This window comes from Micromonospora sp. NPDC048887, assembly GCF_040649715.1.
Taxonomy (GTDB): Bacteria; Actinomycetota; Actinomycetes; order Mycobacteriales; family Micromonosporaceae; genus Micromonospora.
In genome coordinates, this window is the sequence record NZ_JBEZGA010000005.1 from 17,413 (window position 1) to 32,472 (window position 15,060).

Annotated in this window: 14 protein-coding genes; 8 read left to right on the forward strand and 6 right to left on the reverse strand. The window is 74.0% G+C overall.

Translation table 11 applies throughout. The features are described 5' to 3' along the window. Positions 1-39: 39 nt before the first annotated feature. The 3 genes from AB0C17_RS09830 (at position 40) to AB0C17_RS09840 (ending at position 3,994) form a co-directional block, all read left to right on the forward strand. Positions 40-2,442: an immune inhibitor A domain-containing protein gene (locus AB0C17_RS09830; RefSeq protein WP_357478256.1), complete on the forward strand. Its 2,403-nt coding sequence runs from the start codon at positions 40-42 to the stop codon at positions 2,440-2,442. A gap of 180 nt (positions 2,443-2,622) precedes the next feature. After that, positions 2,623-2,961: a hypothetical protein gene (locus tag AB0C17_RS09835; RefSeq protein WP_357477910.1), complete on the forward strand. Its 339-nt coding sequence runs from the start codon at positions 2,623-2,625 to the stop codon at positions 2,959-2,961. Positions 2,962-3,061: 100 nt separating this feature from the next. Further along, positions 3,062-3,994 carry an alpha/beta hydrolase gene (locus tag AB0C17_RS09840; protein ID WP_357391037.1) on the forward strand — a complete coding sequence of 311 codons (933 nt, stop codon included), beginning with the start codon at positions 3,062-3,064 and terminating at the stop codon, positions 3,992-3,994. Between the two features lies 1 nt (position 3,995). Here the strand turns inward: AB0C17_RS09840 and AB0C17_RS09845 are convergent, their stop codons facing one another. Together AB0C17_RS09845 and AB0C17_RS09850 are read right to left on the reverse strand one after the other, a co-directional pair. After that, positions 3,996-4,361: a hypothetical protein gene (locus AB0C17_RS09845; RefSeq protein WP_357391035.1), complete on the reverse strand. Its 366-nt coding sequence runs from the start codon at positions 4,359-4,361 to the stop codon at positions 3,996-3,998. Next, the gene (locus AB0C17_RS09850; RefSeq protein ID WP_357477913.1) at positions 4,358-7,531 is read right to left on the reverse strand and encodes an SseB family protein; all 3,174 of its coding nucleotides are present in this window, start codon (positions 7,529-7,531) and stop codon (positions 4,358-4,360) included. The genes AB0C17_RS09845 and AB0C17_RS09850 overlap by 4 nt, the downstream gene beginning before the upstream one ends. Positions 7,532-7,683: 152 nt before the next feature. On the opposite strand from AB0C17_RS09850, the gene mycP reads away from it, so the two are divergent. Beyond that, positions 7,684-8,907, forward strand: a complete 1,224-nt coding sequence (gene mycP / locus AB0C17_RS09855; protein ID WP_357477916.1) for a type VII secretion-associated serine protease mycosin — start codon at positions 7,684-7,686, stop codon at positions 8,905-8,907. Between the two features lie 61 nt (positions 8,908-8,968). On the opposite strand, the gene AB0C17_RS09860 is transcribed toward mycP, so the two are convergent. Then, complete coding sequence (locus tag AB0C17_RS09860; protein WP_135242906.1) at positions 8,969-9,262, reverse strand: WXG100 family type VII secretion target; 294 nt, start codon at positions 9,260-9,262, stop codon at positions 8,969-8,971. Positions 9,263-9,281: 19 nt separating this feature from the next. Beyond that, positions 9,282-9,599: a WXG100 family type VII secretion target gene (locus tag AB0C17_RS09865; protein WP_107154692.1), complete on the reverse strand. Its 318-nt coding sequence runs from the start codon at positions 9,597-9,599 to the stop codon at positions 9,282-9,284. A 243-nt stretch (positions 9,600-9,842) separates the two neighbouring features. On the opposite strand from AB0C17_RS09865, the gene eccE reads away from it, so the two are divergent. The 4 genes from eccE (at position 9,843) to rarD (ending at position 13,656) form a co-directional block, all read left to right on the forward strand. Beyond that, positions 9,843-11,645: a type VII secretion protein EccE gene (gene eccE, locus AB0C17_RS09870; RefSeq protein WP_357477921.1), complete on the forward strand. Its 1,803-nt coding sequence runs from the start codon at positions 9,843-9,845 to the stop codon at positions 11,643-11,645. Between the two features lie 118 nt (positions 11,646-11,763). Beyond that, positions 11,764-12,150, forward strand: a complete 387-nt coding sequence (locus AB0C17_RS09875) for a phage holin family protein (RefSeq protein WP_357474278.1) — start codon at positions 11,764-11,766, stop codon at positions 12,148-12,150. A 97-nt stretch (positions 12,151-12,247) separates the two neighbouring features. Then, entirely contained in the window at positions 12,248-12,736 is a 489-nt protein-coding gene (locus AB0C17_RS09880) for a GNAT family N-acetyltransferase (protein ID WP_357477924.1), read from the forward strand. Next, positions 12,733-13,656: an EamA family transporter RarD gene (rarD, locus tag AB0C17_RS09885; RefSeq protein WP_357477928.1), complete on the forward strand. Its 924-nt coding sequence runs from the start codon at positions 12,733-12,735 to the stop codon at positions 13,654-13,656. Before AB0C17_RS09880 ends, rarD begins: the two co-directional genes overlap by 4 nt. Before the next feature lie 99 nt (positions 13,657-13,755). Here the strand turns inward: rarD and AB0C17_RS09890 are convergent, their stop codons facing one another. After that, entirely contained in the window at positions 13,756-14,445 is a 690-nt protein-coding gene (locus AB0C17_RS09890; RefSeq protein WP_357477931.1) for a zf-HC2 domain-containing protein, read from the reverse strand. Beyond that, positions 14,442-15,011, reverse strand: coding sequence for a sigma-70 family RNA polymerase sigma factor (locus AB0C17_RS09895; protein WP_357477935.1), 570 nt, complete (start codon positions 15,009-15,011; stop codon positions 14,442-14,444). Before AB0C17_RS09895 ends, AB0C17_RS09890 begins: the two co-directional genes overlap by 4 nt. Positions 15,012-15,060 lie beyond the last annotated feature (49 nt).

Consider the following 15,060-nt stretch of genomic DNA (forward strand, 5'->3'; position numbering starts at 1 on the left):
GTTCCCTCACACCGGAGGTACCACGTGCGCAAAGTCGCAGTGGGTCTGCTCGGGCTTTCGCTGACCGCGACGGGCTTGGTGGCAGGCACGGCCGCCAGCGCCGCGCCGACGCCGAAGCTGCCGGCCGCCGCTCCGTCGGTGGCCGAGCCTGCGCAGGCTGAGCACGACCTGCCCAACCCGCTCGAGGAGAAGCGGCGCGCGCTGCGCCAGGAGGGCCTGAGCGAGGTCCTGTCCGGCAGGGCGAAGGCCGAGAAGATCAACGGCAGCACGGTCGTCAAGGTCGGCGAGCGCGCTGCCGCGGGTCCCTCGGCGGGCAGGTCCGCCAAGAGCACCAAGGCCGGCAAGGGCCCGGTCAAGGACCAGTACGTCGAACTCTCCCGCAAGCAGACCGACAAGATCTTCGTCATCCTCGCGGAGTTCGGCGACGAGCGGCACCCGAGCTACCCGGACCAGGACACGAACCCGAACATCCCGGGTCCGGCCCGGTTCGACGGACCGCGCGTCAACCAGATCCCGCAGCCCAACCGGGCGGTGGACAACTCCACCGTGTGGCAGGCCGACTACAGCGCCGACCACTACCGGCAGCTGTACTTCGGCACCAACCCGGGTGACGAGTCGCTGAAGCAGTACTACGAGGCCCAGTCCTCGGGTCGGTACAGCGTCGACGGCGAGGTCACCAACTGGGTGAAGGTGCGGTACAACGAGGCTCGCTACGGCCGCTCCGGCGGCTACCCGTGCGCCTCGAACGTCTGCACCAACACCTGGGCGCTGGTCCGCGACGCCGCCAACCAGTGGGTCGCCGACCAGAAGGCGCAGGGCCGCTCCGACGCGGAGATCGCCGCGGACGTCAAGGCGATGGACCAGTGGGACCGGTACGACTTCGACGGCGACGGCAACTTCAACGAGCCGGACGGCTACATCGACCACTTCCAGATCGTCCACGCCGGCGGCGACGAGGCCGACGGTGACCCGTACCAGGGTGAGGACGCCATCTGGAGCCACCGGTGGTACGCCTTCGCCAGCGACCAGGGCAACACCGGCCCGGAGAACTTCCCGGCCGGCGGCACCCAGATCGGCAACACCGGCGTCTGGATCGGTGACTACACGATCCAGCCGGAGAACGGTGGCCGGAGCGTCTTCTACCACGAGTACGGCCACGACCTCGGTCTGCCGGACGACTACAACGTGGTCAGTGGTGGGGACAACAACAACGAGCACTGGACCCTGATGGCCCAGAGCCGGCTCGGTGCCAAGAACGACGGTGGCATCGGCGAGCGCGGCGGCGACCTCGGCGCGTGGAACAAGCTCCAGCTCGGCTGGCTCGACTACGAGGTCGTGGTGGCCGGACAGAAGCGCACCCTCCAGCTCGGCCCGCAGGAGTACAACTCCAACAAGGCCCAGGCTGCCGTGGTGGTGCTGCCGCAGCGGGAGTACACGTTCCAGAACGGCAAGCCGTTCGAGGGTACGAAGCAGTTCTTCTCGGGCAACGACGACGACCTGAACAACGCGATGACGCGCACTGTCGACCTCACCGGGAAGACCAGCGCCGCGCTGTCGATGAAGGGTCGTTACAGCATCGAGGCGGACTACGACTACCTGTTCTTCGAGGCGTCCACCGACGGTGGCCAGACCTGGGCCTCGCTGCCCGGTACGGCCAACGGCGCCCCGCTGAAGGAGATCTCCCCCGGGCGCTACGCCCTGGACGGCTCCAGCAACGACCAGTGGGTCGACATCAACATCCCGATGGACGCGGTCGCCGGCAAGGTCGTGCAGTTCCGGCTCCGCTACCAGACGGACGGCGGTGTCTCCGAGGGCGGCTTCTACGGTGACGCGATCACCGTGACCGCCGACGGTCAGACGCTCCTCACCGACGGCGCCGAGGCCGGCGCGAACGGCTGGACCCTCAGCGGCTTCAGCATCGTCGAGGAGACCTACACCCGTAAGTTCGACAACTTCTACATCGCCGGCAACCGGTCGTACGTCTCGTACGACAAGTACCTCAAGACCGGCCCGTACTTCTTCGGCTACGCGAACACCCGCCCGGACTACGTGGACCACTACGCGTACCAGGAGGGTCTGCTGATCTCCTACTGGAACCTCCGGTTCGCGGACAACGACACGTTCGCGCACCCGGGTGAGGGTCGGAACATGATCATCGACGCGCACCCGCGGCCGATCTACAACCTGACCGGGCAGCCCTGGCGAGCCCGCGTCCAGGTCTACGACGCGCCGTTCAGCCTGAAGAAGGCCGACTCGTTCACGCTGCACCTCAACAGCCAGCCGCAGTACATCCGCGGCCAGGCGGCGCAGCCGCTGTTCGACGACACCAAGCAGTACTGGTACCCGGAGCTGCCGAACCACGGCGTCAAGCTCCCGGCCACCGGCACCAAGATCAAGGTCCTGGAGCAGAACGGCACCTCGATGAAGGTCCGCTTCTCCTGATCCACTGATCGACGCACGACGCGATGCCCGGGCGGGTGAACCGCCCGGGCATCGCCCTTTGCGGGGAACCCGGCGCACCCCGCCGGCGTCCCATCCGGGTGACGCCCCGTGCCACGCTGCCGGCCGCCCTCGCGCTGGTGCCGCTCGCCGGCACGGGGGTGCGGCGGAGACGGAGGATCCGTGCCTGACGACCCCCAGCCGGCCCCGAGCGGCGCCGGCGCGCCCGCTGATCGCCCCACCCCGCTGTCCGCCACCGACCTGCCGACGCTGCGCCGGCCCGCCGGCCCGCCGAAGAAGCCGACCGACAACCGGCCCACCGGCGTCGTCGTCGGCTGGATCACCCGGGGCGGGTCCGGGCCGTGCTACGGGCTGATGGACGAGAACGGCACGGAGTACGCGGTGTACGGCCCGAACGCCGGCGAGCTGCGCAAGGGCGACCTGGTCACGCTACGGCTCACCGCGCGGGACCGCGCCGTCGACTGCGGGCCCGGCATCCCGATGCGGATCGTCAATGAATGACGTCCGGTAGCTACGCGACTCCGGGTGCCCGCCCGGAGAAATCCCTGATCCTGGTCACCTGCGGGGCCGGTGGGCCACCGGCGGCCCTAGGCTGTGCCCCATGACCGACCAGCGCGGCGGACCCGTCGACGAGTCCTGCGTCCTGCCCGAGGGGCCGTGGACGCACCGGTTCGTCGGCGCCAACGGCAGCCGGTTCCACGTCGTCGAGGCGGGCACCGGTCCGATGGTGCTCTTCCTGCACGGCTTCCCCGAATACTGGTATGCCTGGCACGAGATGCTGCCGGCGGTCGCCGACGCGGGCTTCCGGGCGGTCGCTGTCGACCTGCGCGGTTACGGCGCGAGCGACAAACCACCCCGGGGGTACGACGGCTACACGCTCGCCGCCGACGTCGCCGGCCTGATCCGGGCGCTCGGGGAGCGGTCGGCCACGGTGGTCGGCACCGGTGCGGGCGGGCTGATCGGCTGGACCGCCGCCTCCTTCCACCCGACCCTGGTCCGGCGGCTCGTGGTGCTCGGCGCACCGCACCCGCTGCGGCTGCGGGCGGCCATCTTCGCCGACCCGCGCGGCCAGTTCACCTCGGCCACCGCGACGCTGAAGTTCCAGCTCCCCCGCTACGAGCACGTACTGACCCGGGACGGCGCCGCCGAGGTGGAGGAGACGCTGCGCCGGTGGGGCGGGCCGCGCTGGGTGTCCGGTCCCGACTTCGCCGACTACGCCCACTGCTGCCGGGTGGCGATGCAGATCCCGCAGGCCGCGTTCTGCGCGATGGAGGGCTACCGCTGGGCGTTCCGCTCGGTGCTGCGGCTGCACGGCTACCGCTTCGTGAAGCTGATGCAGAGGCCGCTGGTCACGCCGACCCTGCAACTGCACGGCGCACTCGACCAGGCCTCACTGCCCCGCACCGCCCAGGGCTCCGGTCGCTACGTCACCGCCCCGTACGAGTGGCGGCTGCTCGACGACGTGGGGCACTTCCCGCACGTGGAGGCGCGGGACCTGGTGCTCGGCGAGGTCCTGCGCTGGGCGAAGTCCTGACTCAGACCCGCTGCTCGCCGAGGTCGGCCACCTCGGCAGCGGGTGCCCAGCCCTGGTAGACGCCGAAGTCGAACGCCTCCAGCCCCATCGCCTCAGCCACCGGCCAGCGCCCACCTGTGTACTCCAGCCGCAGCCAGCCCTCGTGCTCGGCCAGCACGATGAACGGCTGCCCCTGCCAGGTGCAGGTGGTCCGCACGTACGCCAGATCGTCGACCTCGGTGGCCGGCACCACCCGGACGTACCGGCCGGGACGCACCTCGGTGAATCCGTCGTCCGGGCCGGGCTGGTACAGGCGGACGTCGTCCCCGTCAGGACTGGCCTGGTACTCCCGCCCCCGCCAGCGGGCCACGTAGCCGTCGCGGCTCACGCCTCGGCCGCCTTGCGCCACAGCAGCTCGTCGGTGTCCAGGACCGCGACCAGCCTGCTGTCACCGTCCGCGCCGACCCGCCACAGCTCGGCGCCGTGCGGAAGCCGCGCACTGTCCACCTTGAACTCCGCGATCACGTCGCTGCTCTCCCCCGGCGCGAAGCCGTTGCCACGGAACGGGGGCCGCTCGATCACCCAGCCCTCCATCGCCCGCATCGCCGCCTCATTCGGGCCGCCGTACGGGATCCGGTAGAGGCTCGGCCGGTACGCGGGCCACCGCAGCAGGTAGATCTCCTCGTCGTCGGGGGAGAACGGCGAACCCGGGTGGCCGAGCCCGAGCGCACGGTACAGCTCCACCGGCGTACGCAGGTGTGCCAGTTCCCCGGCCCGGTGCACGAATCCGGAGACGCGGTCGTAGCCCCGCTCCAGGTAGTAGGCGAGCTGGCTCGCCGCGATCACCTTCTGCATGGTCACCGGCCGGTTGTCGGTGACCGGGTGCCCCTGCGGACGCGGTCGCTCCGCCGGCTGCGGCGCGGCGGCCGGCTCCGGATCGTCGCCCAGGCCCACCTCGGCCGCCCAGTTGGCCAGCGCGAGGACCTGCTCCCCGGGGTACGCCGCGCCCACCGGACTGCCCGGGTTGACCCGGAACGACCAGGCCGCGTCCGGCCACCTGCGGATGAGCTGGACGAACTTCACCCGTACCGTCTCGACCTGGCCCTCGGTGTGCTCCGCCAGGCGCTCCGGCGAGGTGTAGACAGAGACGCACGTCTCGCCGTCGACCGGCTCGGTGTGCCAGACGAAGCCGGGGTCACCCGGCCGGCTGCCGGCGACCGAATCAGGCGCGACCGGCAGCAGCACCCGGGCCAGCAGCAGGGTGGTGAGGAAGCCGTCGGTGCTTCCGCTGCCCGCGGCGGCCAGCAGGTCCTCCTCCACGTCGTTCGCCGGCACGAAGTCGGCAGCCGCGTCCGCGGTGCTCGGTCCGGCGGCGGGTGGCGGGTCGACGGTCGCGGGCTCCACCGGGGCCGGCGTGGACAGCGCCACAGTCGGGTCACCGGGCGCGAACAGCGCAGTGGTGACCGGCTCGTCGGTCACGGGCTCGAAGAGGGACACGGTCGGCTGTTCCGCCGGCACGGGCTCGGCCGGTGCCGGGCCGGTGAGCGGCTGGGTCGGCGCCCGGTCGAACAACGACACCGTCGGCTCGGCCTCAGCCGGACCGGACAGCGGCTCGGCCGGCGCAGGGTCGAACAGCGAGACCGTCTGGTCCGCCGACGGCGACGGCGCGAACAGCGGCGCGGTGGCTTCGCCTGCCGGGGCCGACGGCTCGAACAGTGACGTCGTAGGTTCGTCGGAACCCGGCCCGAGCGACACCGTCTGCTCCGCCTCGGCCGGGCTGGTCAGCGGCTCGGCCGGCACCCGATCGAACAGCGACACCGTCGGCTCGGCCGACGGCGCGAACAGCGGCGCGGTGACCTCGTCTGCCGGAGCCGACGGCTCGAACAGTGACGTCGTAGGTTCCTCGGAACCCGGCCCGAGCGACACCGTCGGATCGTCGAGCGGCGTGCTCCGGTCCGGCGTGCCGGTCACGCCGGCCTGGGCCGGCGCCGGCTCGGCGAGGTTCACCGTGTCGTCGGCGACCAGCGGCTCCACGGGCGACGACACGGTCGGATCGACCGTGCCGCCCCATGGCGCTGCCGCGCCCTCGGCCGGTTCCGGGCGCGCCGGGCCGGCCTGCTGCGCGGACCAGAACGGCGCGGGCTCGGTCAGGTCGCGGGCCTCGATGACGGTGCCCTCGATGACGATGGGTGTGAAGTCGCGGCGCGGCGCGGGCGGCGCGGAGACCGGTTCGGCGAACGACGGGGGCAGTTCCTCCGCCGGCTCGTCGACTGTCTCCCACCCGGTCTCAGCCGCACTGCCGCCCGGTGCGGCCCCCCACCCGTCAGCCGTGGCCGCGGGTCCGGCCGTGACCGGGTCGGCGTGCGCCGCCGGAGCGGGTGGAGCGTGCCGCCGGGGCAGCGCCTCGGTCGCGTCCTCCTCGGGCGGGCGGGTGGGCCGGAACGCCCGGGTCGCCTCCTCCGAGCGGGACGCGGGCGGCGGGTCTTCCGTACGCGCTGGGAACGGGTGGGTGGGGCCTTCGCGGACCGGCTCGTTCAGCGGCCGTCGGCGCGGGAACGGCTGTCCACCGGCGAACCGGGTCGGCGGGGTGGCCCGGTCGCCGGCCCGGCGTGACGGGTCCAGCGTCGACGGGCGCCGGGCCGAGCGGCCACCGGACGAGGGTTCGAAGAAGGAACGGGACGGCGGCGGCGCGGTGGCCACCGACGGCTCGTCGGCGGGTGCCGCCGGGGCGGCCGCGAAGGGGTCCGGCTCGTCCGGGCGGCGGCGCAGGTCGGTGAGCCAGCCGTCGAGGGCGTCCGTATCCGGCTCGGCGGCGGCGCGGCCCGGGACGTCGGCGTCCGCTGCCCGGCGGCGCGGCGGCACGGTGGGCAGCCGTCGCCCCAGGACCGAGGCGGCCCGCATCGGCACCGTCGGCGGCTCGCCGGTTTCCACCAGCCGCTCGTCCCCGCCCGGCGCCCCCGCGACCGGCGGCACGGCCGGCGGCGGCACGACCGATGGCGGAACAACGGCGGAGGGTACGGCCGGCGGCGGCATCGCGGCGGACGGCATGCTCGGCGGCGGAACAGCGGCCGGCGGGACGGGAACGGCCGGCGGTCGGGGCGCGGCCTCGGGCACCGCGTTCCGGGCCGCCCGGGTGGCGCTCTCCACGCGCTCCAGGCGGGCGCGGGCGCCCATGGTGCGGCCGGGCAGCCGGACGTCGCCCCGGGAGAGCTGAGCGACGTACCAGGCGGGCAGGTAGCCCTCGATCGGCAGGCCGGGATTCACCGCCAGCCACCACTCGGGGTTGGGCCAGCCGGCCGCCAGATCCGGGTAGGGGACGCGGCGGGTGGGCCCCGCGTTCTCGCCCAGGCTCGCGCGCAGCGCGGCGGCGGAGGTGAAGGCCAGCACGTGGGTGCGGCCCTCGGCGGTCCAGGTGCCCCACCCGGCGGCCGGCCCGCCCGCTACCGGAAGCAGGAGATCGACGCGGGTCAGCACGCGGAAGTACTGCTGCTGGTCCTGCGCACGCAGCGCGTCCCGCATCGCCACCTCGGCCTCGGTGGCCGGCTCCCATCCGGTCACGGCCACCTCTCCTTCCGCGAACAGGCCACAGGCATCGCCTACAACCTACAAGGTCGCGGCAACATCAGGACTTCTGCCCATCGACGGTCGGCCCCGACCCGAGCGAGCCGCTAACATCCCGTTCCGGAGTCGACACATTACGGAGGTCGTCGATGTCTCGGCCAGTCGCGTACCCCGTCGTGGCCGCTCTGGCGACGCTCCTCGTCACCGCGTCTCCGGCCGCCCCGGCGACGGCCGCCGCGCCGGCAGGCTGCGCCGGGCCGCTCGCGCCGGTCCGCCCGGTGGCGGACCAGCCGTGGCCGCAGCAACGGTACGCCCCGGACCGGCTCACCCCGCTCGCGACCGGCACCGGAGTCGTGGTCGCGGTAGTCGACTCGGGAGTGGACAGGTCCCATCCACAGTTGGCCGGCCGCGTTCTCGACGGCGCCGACTTCCTCGACCGGGGCGGGGACGGCACCCGGGACTGCGCCGGGCACGGCACCGGCGTGGCGAGCATCATCGCCGCCGTGCCGCAGCCCGGCGTCGCGTTCCGCGGCCTCGCGCCGGGCGTGCGCATCCTGCCGGTACGGGTGAGCGAGCAGCAGGTGGTCGAGGGGCGGGAGTCGGGGCGCACGGTCGACGCGGCCGGATTCGCCCGGGCCATCCGCTGGGCCGTGGATCACGACGCCGACGTGCTCAACCTGTCGGTCGTGCTGTACGCGGACGACCCGGCGGTACGCGCCGCCGTCGCCTACGCGGTGCGCCGGGACGTGGTGGTGGTGGCCGCCGCCGGGAACCTGCACGACAACGGCGATCCCCGGCCCTATCCGGCGGCGTACGAGGGGGTGCTCGGCGTCGGTGCGATCGGGCGGGACGGGACGCGGTCCGCGTTCTCCCAGACCGGCTCGTACGTGGACGTGGTCGCCCCGGGTAGCGAGGTGCTGATGGCGGCGCCCCGGGCGGGACACCAGCGGGCGGAGGGGACCAGCTACGCCACCCCGTTCGTGTCGGGCACCGCGGCGTTGCTACGCCAGTACCGGCCCGGGCTGAGCGCCGACGAGGTGGCCGGACGCATCATGGCCGCCGCCGACCCCGCACCGGGCCGGGACGCGGGCTACGGCGCGGGGGTGCTGAACCCGTACCGGGCGGTGACCGAGTCGGCCGGCGCGGCGGGTCCCCGTAGCCGGCCGGGTGCGGTGCTTCCCGCCGACCGTCCCGATCCGGCCGCCCTCGCCCGCCAGTCGCGCCGGGACACGGCCCGGGATCGGGCGCTGCCGGCCGCCGCCGTCGCGGGCGGGGCGGTGGCACTCGTCGCGGCGCTCGCCCTGGTGCTGCCGCGCGGCGCGCGCAGGCGATGGCGGGCGGCCGACCCGGCCGGGACGGCGGCGCCGAGATGACCGCCGGTCACAGACGCAGCCGCGCGGCCCGGGTCACCTGCCCGGGCCGCGCGGCGTCGGTTCACTGGAACAGGTTGGCGTTGCGCTTCTCGGTGTCGAGGTAGTCGGCCGCGGAGTCCTCCACCGCGAGCTTGATGTCGCGCAGCATCGCCTGGAGATCCTGCGAGGCGGCCCGCCACCGGGACTGCCGCACCTCGTACGCCTCGCGGGCCTCGCCGTTCCAGCTCGCCACCAGCGGGGCGGCGTCGCGTTCGAGCTGACCGAGCTGGCTCTCCAGTGTGGACAGCGCCCGTTGGATGTCGGCGCCGGCCTGTTGCAGGGCGGCGAAGTTGACGACCAGCACACCGTGCTCCATGAGTCGATCCTTCCGGTTGTCAGAGGGGCAGCTGGATGCCGCGGTTGGTGCCCGCCACCCGGCCGGCGGCCTCGGTGTCGGAGACGTCGTACTGCCGGCCGGCGGTGCGGATCGCGGTGGCCGTCTCGCGCAGCGCTCGCTGAAGGGTGGCCTGATCCTGTGCCCACTGCTGCTTGACCTGCGCGAACGAGCGCCCGCCGGCACCCCGCCAGGCCTGTTGCAGCACCTCCAGCTCGGCCATCAGGCCGCTGAGCATGGTCTGGAGCGACTGGTCGACCTGCTCGAACTTCGCGGCGGTCTGCTGCATCACCGCGGCTTCTGCCTGGGTCTGGGACATCCCGGACGTCACCTCGTCTCCTCGGTCGTGGCTGGCCAGCGTGTGACCACCGTGGACTCGTCGGCGGCGCCCGGGGCCGGTGGAGGGGAAGCCTGGCGGCGGCGGGCACGCATCTCGACGATTTCGTCGCTGACGGTAGCCGTCCGACTCCGGTTCTGCCACCCCTGCGGGCTCCCCTGTGGACAACCGGCCCACTACGATGAGCCACGACAGCGTCACGCGGAGGTCCGGCGAGGAGGTGCGGTGACCGCGAGCACGTCCGAGCGGCACGCGTCCGCCCCGGTCCGAACACCACAGTGGACGACCCGTCCGGCAGCCCGACTGCGCGCCGGCCAGATCGTGGCGACCCAGGTGGCAGCGGCGGTGGTGATCGCGGCCGCCGGGCGGGGCGTGGTGCCGACGGCCGTCGCGCTGCTGTCGGCCGCGCTGCTGCTGCCGGCCGCGTGGGTGCGGGTGCGGGGCCGATGGCTGCACGAGTGGCTCTCCACCGCCGCCGCGTACCTGACCCGGCGCCGCGCCCTGCCACCGGCAGCCGATCCGGTGGCGCTGCTGGAACTGCTCCGGCCGGGTTCGGTGATCGGGGCGACGGAGGCGTCCGGCGGCGCCGCCGTGCTGCACGACGCCGCCGGCCTGACCGCGCTGCTGGAGCTGGGCGACCCGGACGACCTGCTCGGCGAGCACGCCCGCGAGCTGCCGACGCCGTTCGACCTGCTGCCCCCGGCCGGTCCGGACGCCCCCGCGATCCGACTGCAACTGGTGTTCTCGTCGTCGCCCGCACCCGCGCCCGCGATCGCCGGCGGCCCGGCCGGGACGTCGTACCGCCAGCTCACCGACGGGCGGGTGGCCGGGCGGGCACGCGTGGTGCTGGCCGTCCAGGTGCTGCGCGCCGACGGCCGGCCGGACGAGGACCTGTTGCGTACGCTGTCCGGCACCCTGCGGCGGCTGGTCCGCCGGCTCGGCCCGCTCACCGCCCGGCCGCTGGGCGGCGACGCGGCGTTGCGGGTGATCGCCGAGCTGGCCCATCACGAGCCCGGCGCACCGGTGCGGGAGACCTGGCCACTGCTCACCGTGGGTGGCTTGACGCAGGCCACCTGGCGGTTGCGCCGGTGGCCGGATCCGCACGGCGAGGCGGCTCGCGGGCTGGTCGGGCGACTGCTCGCGCTGCCCGCCACCGCCACCACCGTCGCGCTCACCGTCGGTCCGCGCACCGGCCCGGCACCGGTCCCGGCCGAGCTGGCGGTACGGGTGGCTGCCGGGAGCCCGGCCGAGTTGTCGGCCGCGGAACGCACGCTGCGCCGGGTCACCGGGGACGTCGGCGGTGAGCTGCGCCGGCTCGACGGTGAGCACCTGGCCGGGCTGGCCGCCACGCTGCCGTTGGCGGCCTCTGCGGGGGTCATCCCGGCGGCCGGGTCGCCTCCGCCCGCACTGGACCTGCCCTCGGCCGCCGCCGGGCTGATGGTGGGCGCCAACCGGCACGGCACCGCGCTCACCGTGCGGCTGTTCCGGCCGGCCCCGACCCGGGTGCTGCTCGTCGGCGGCGTGCCCGCGGCGCAGCTTCTCCTGCTGCGGGCGCTGGCGCTCGGCGCGCGCGTGGTGGTGCAGACCGGCCGTCCCCGGTTCTGGGAGCCGTTCGCGCGCGGCGTCGGGACGCTCGGTGGTGGCGTACCGCTGCTTCCACCGGGGCGCCCGATCGGCGGCGCCCCCGGCTCGCCGCTGCACCCGCTGCTGGTGGTGGTGGACGCCGGCCCGGTGCCGCCGGAGGCCGGTCCAGCCGCTGCCTGGCAGTCGGTCCTGGTGGTGCGCGACGAGCTGACGCCGGCCGACGCGCCCGCGTTGGCCCGCGCGGACCTGGCCGTCCTCCAGCCGCTCGACCCGGACGAGGCCGCGTTGGCGGGCGCGGCGCTGGGTCTGGGCGGCTCCGCCGAGTGGCTGACCCGGATCCGCGACGACATGGTGGCGGTGGTCAACCGGCGGGCCCTGCGCTGGGCGCTGCTCTCGCCCACACCCGTCGAGTCGCAACTCGTCGGCCGTCCGGCCCGGCACTGAGGCACCGGCCCGGCAGGCGGCGGCCCGGTGCGCCCGCACAGCCCAGCAGGTCGGCAGGCCCGGCAGGCCCCGGCATGGCAGCTTCCCCTGGTGGTACGGCCGTGGCACGATCCCGGCCATGGATTTCCTGAAGGGTCTTCTGATTCGCGTTGGCTCGACGGCCGTGGCGTTCTGGCTCGCCACGCTGATCATCCCCGGCATCTCGCTCGACTCCGGCTCGACCGTCGAGACGGTGATCACGCTGGTGCTCGTCGCGGTCATCTTCGGCGTGGTGAACGCGGTGCTCCAGCCGATCATCAAGACCGTGGGGTGCGGCTTCTACCTGCTGACCCTCGGTTTGATCGCGCTCGTGGTGAACGGCCTGCTCTTCCTGCTCACCAGCTGGATCGCCGGTGAGGCCGGACTGCCGTTCCACGTGGACGGGTTCTGGCCGGAGGCGGTACTGGGCGCGCTGTTCGTCGGCATCGTCACCTGGATCCTCGGCGCGGTCCTCGACCGCGACTGACGCCGGCCCCCGGCCGGTCACGCCGGCCGGGGCCACCAGGCCAGCAGGAGGGAATTGGCTGGCGTGCGGGCCGGGTCGCGGTACTAGCCTCGGCCGGGTGTTCACCCTGACCCGCGCGGACGGCTACGAGATCAGCACCGACCCGGACCGGCTCGACCTGGACCGGGTGCACGTCTGGCTCTCCACCGACGCGTACTGGGCGCTGGGGCGGGAGCGGGAGACGGTGGCACGCGCGTTCGCCGGCTCGATCGGCTTCGGCGTCTACCGGCCGGGTGACGGCGCTCAGGTGGCTGTCGCCCGCGTGGTCACCGACCGGGCCACGTTCGCCTGGCTCTGCGACGTGTACGTGGACCCGGCCGAGCGGGGTCGCGGGCTGGGATCCTGGCTGGCCGGCGCGGTCCGCGACCACCTGGCCGAGCTGGGCGTACGCCGGATCCTGCTGGCCACTCTCGACGCGCACGGGGTCTACGCGAAGGTCGGCTTCCGGCCGGTCGGGACGGATCGGTGGATGGAGCTGGATCAGCGGGTGACGCCGGTCACCGATAAGGACCAGTCGGGCGGCCCGCCACTTACGGTGGAGCCGTGAACCAGCTCCGGCTCGGCTACCTGTACGGCGTCGGCGCGTACCTGATCTGGGGTTTCTTCCCGATCTACCTGAAGCTGCTGCGCCCGGCCGGGCCGGTGGAGATCCTCGCGCACCGGATCCTCTGGTCGGTGGCGTTCGTGGCGCTGCTGCTGGCCGCCACGCGGCACGTCCGCTTCCTGCGCAAGCTGGCCCGGCGGCGACGCGCGCTCGCCGGCATCGGGCTGGCCGCCGCGCTGATCGCCGTCAACTGGGGCACGTACATCTACGGCGTGAACTCCGACCGGGTGGTGGAGACGGCGCTCGGCTACTTCATCAACCCGCTGGTGTCGGTGCTGTTCGGCGTCCTGGTGCTGCGGGAACGGCTGCGCCGGGCGCAGTGGGCGGCACTGGGTGTCGGCGCGCTGGCGGTGGCGGTGCTCACCGTCGACTACGGCCGGCTGCCCTGGCTGGCGCTCACCCTGGCGTTCAGCTTCGCCGGGTACGGGCTGGTCAAGAAGCGGCTCGCGCTGCCCGCCACGGAGGGGCTGTTCGTCGAGTCGGCGGTGCTGGCGCTGCCCGCGCTGGCCTACCTTGGGTGGCTGTCGGCGCGCGGCGACTCGACGTTCGGGCACGTCTCGGCCGGGCACACCGCGCTGCTGGTGCTCGCCGGCGCCGCCACCGCGATCCCGTTGCTGCTCTTCGCCGGGGCGGCGAACAGGCTGCCGCTGTCCACTGTCGGCATGTTGCAGTACCTCGCGCCGATCCTCCAGCTCGGCTGCGGCGTGCTGATCTTCCACGAGCCGATGCCACCGGCCCGGCTGGCCGGCTTCGCCCTGGTCTGGCTCGCCCTGGTGGTCTTCACCGCCGACGCCCTGCGCCACTCCCACCGCACCCGCCAGGCCGCCCGCACCGCGTCCCCCACCCCCACCCCGTCCCGCTGATCTTGCACTTTCCGCCCCGGCAAAGCGGGCGAAAGACCCACACCGGGGGCCGAAACCGCAAGATCGACGAGGCGGGAGAGGGCGGGCGGCGGCCGAGGGTCAGCGGAGGTCGTAGGCGAGGACAGGGGAATCGGTGCCTCGGAGCAGCTCCAGGCGGACCAGCTCGCCCTTGGTGAAGCGGGTGACGCCGGAGAAGCGCAGGTCGTCGCCGGGGGCGGCGAGCCACGAGCCGATCTGCTCCGTCGCGCCGTCCGGACCGTGCGCCACCAGCCGGAACGTGTACGCCTCCCGGTGCCCGGCCCGCCTGTCGTACCCGCAGTGCATGGTGACCTCGGTGCCCCACGGCGTCTCGGTCAGCCCCACCTCGGCGTGCACCGGCACCGTCCCGGCCACCGGCCGCATGGAGGCCAGCGCCACCGGCGGCTCGGCCGGGCCGCCCGGCGACTGCACGATCCCCACCCCGACGCCGGCCAGCACCGCGAGCGCGGCGGCGGCGAGCGCTGTCAGCGCGTACCGTCGGCGGGAGCGCGACCGCTCACGGCGCTTGCGCTCGCGCGCGGCGTCGAGCAGCGCGGGCACCCGCGACGTCTCCGGTCCGACCTCCAGGAACTGCTCCAACCCGGCCGGGTCGAGCCGGCCCAGCAGGCCGGGCAGCACGGCGATCTCGGCCACCGCCTCCCGGCACTGCGCGCAGCCGGCCAGGTGGCGCTCGTAGGCGACCCGGTCCGCCGGGGCGAGGGCGCCGAGCACGTACGCCCCGTCGTCGTGTGCGAACTCGCAGCGTGTCATCCGGTCACCCCCATCTCGGCCAGCGCCAACCGTAGTGAGCGCAGCGCGTAGTGGGTACGCGACTTCACCGTCCCCGGTGGTACGCCCAGCCGCGCCGCCGCCTCGGCCACCGAACGCCCCTGGTAGAAGCACTCGACCAGCACCTCCCGGTGGGTCGGGCTGAGCCGGTTGAGCGCCTCGGCGACGGTCCACGCCTCCACCGCGCGCTCGGTCTCGTCGACAGTCTCGGCGGTCTCGGGCAGCTCGTCCGTGTAGACCTCGCCGACCCGGGCCGAGCGTCGCCGCCAGGCGTCGATGGCCAGGTTCCGCGCGGTGGTGAACAGCCAGGCGCGTACCGAGCCGCGTCGCGGGTCCAGCGACTCGGGGTGCCGCCAGGCGCGCAGCAGCGTCTCCTGCACCAGGTCCTCGGCCCGGGGCCGATCGCCGTTGACCAGCCGCAGGGCGTGCGCGTACAGCGCGTCGGCGTGCTCGTCGTGCAGCGCGCGCAGCAGTTGGGCGTCGTGGTCGCTGATGGCGGTACCTCGCTTCCGGCGGCGGGAAACCGGGCGATGCGTTCGTCCTTCCATACGTGCCGTGACGCCGAACGGTTCATCCGCAGGTCAGGGCGGAGCTGTT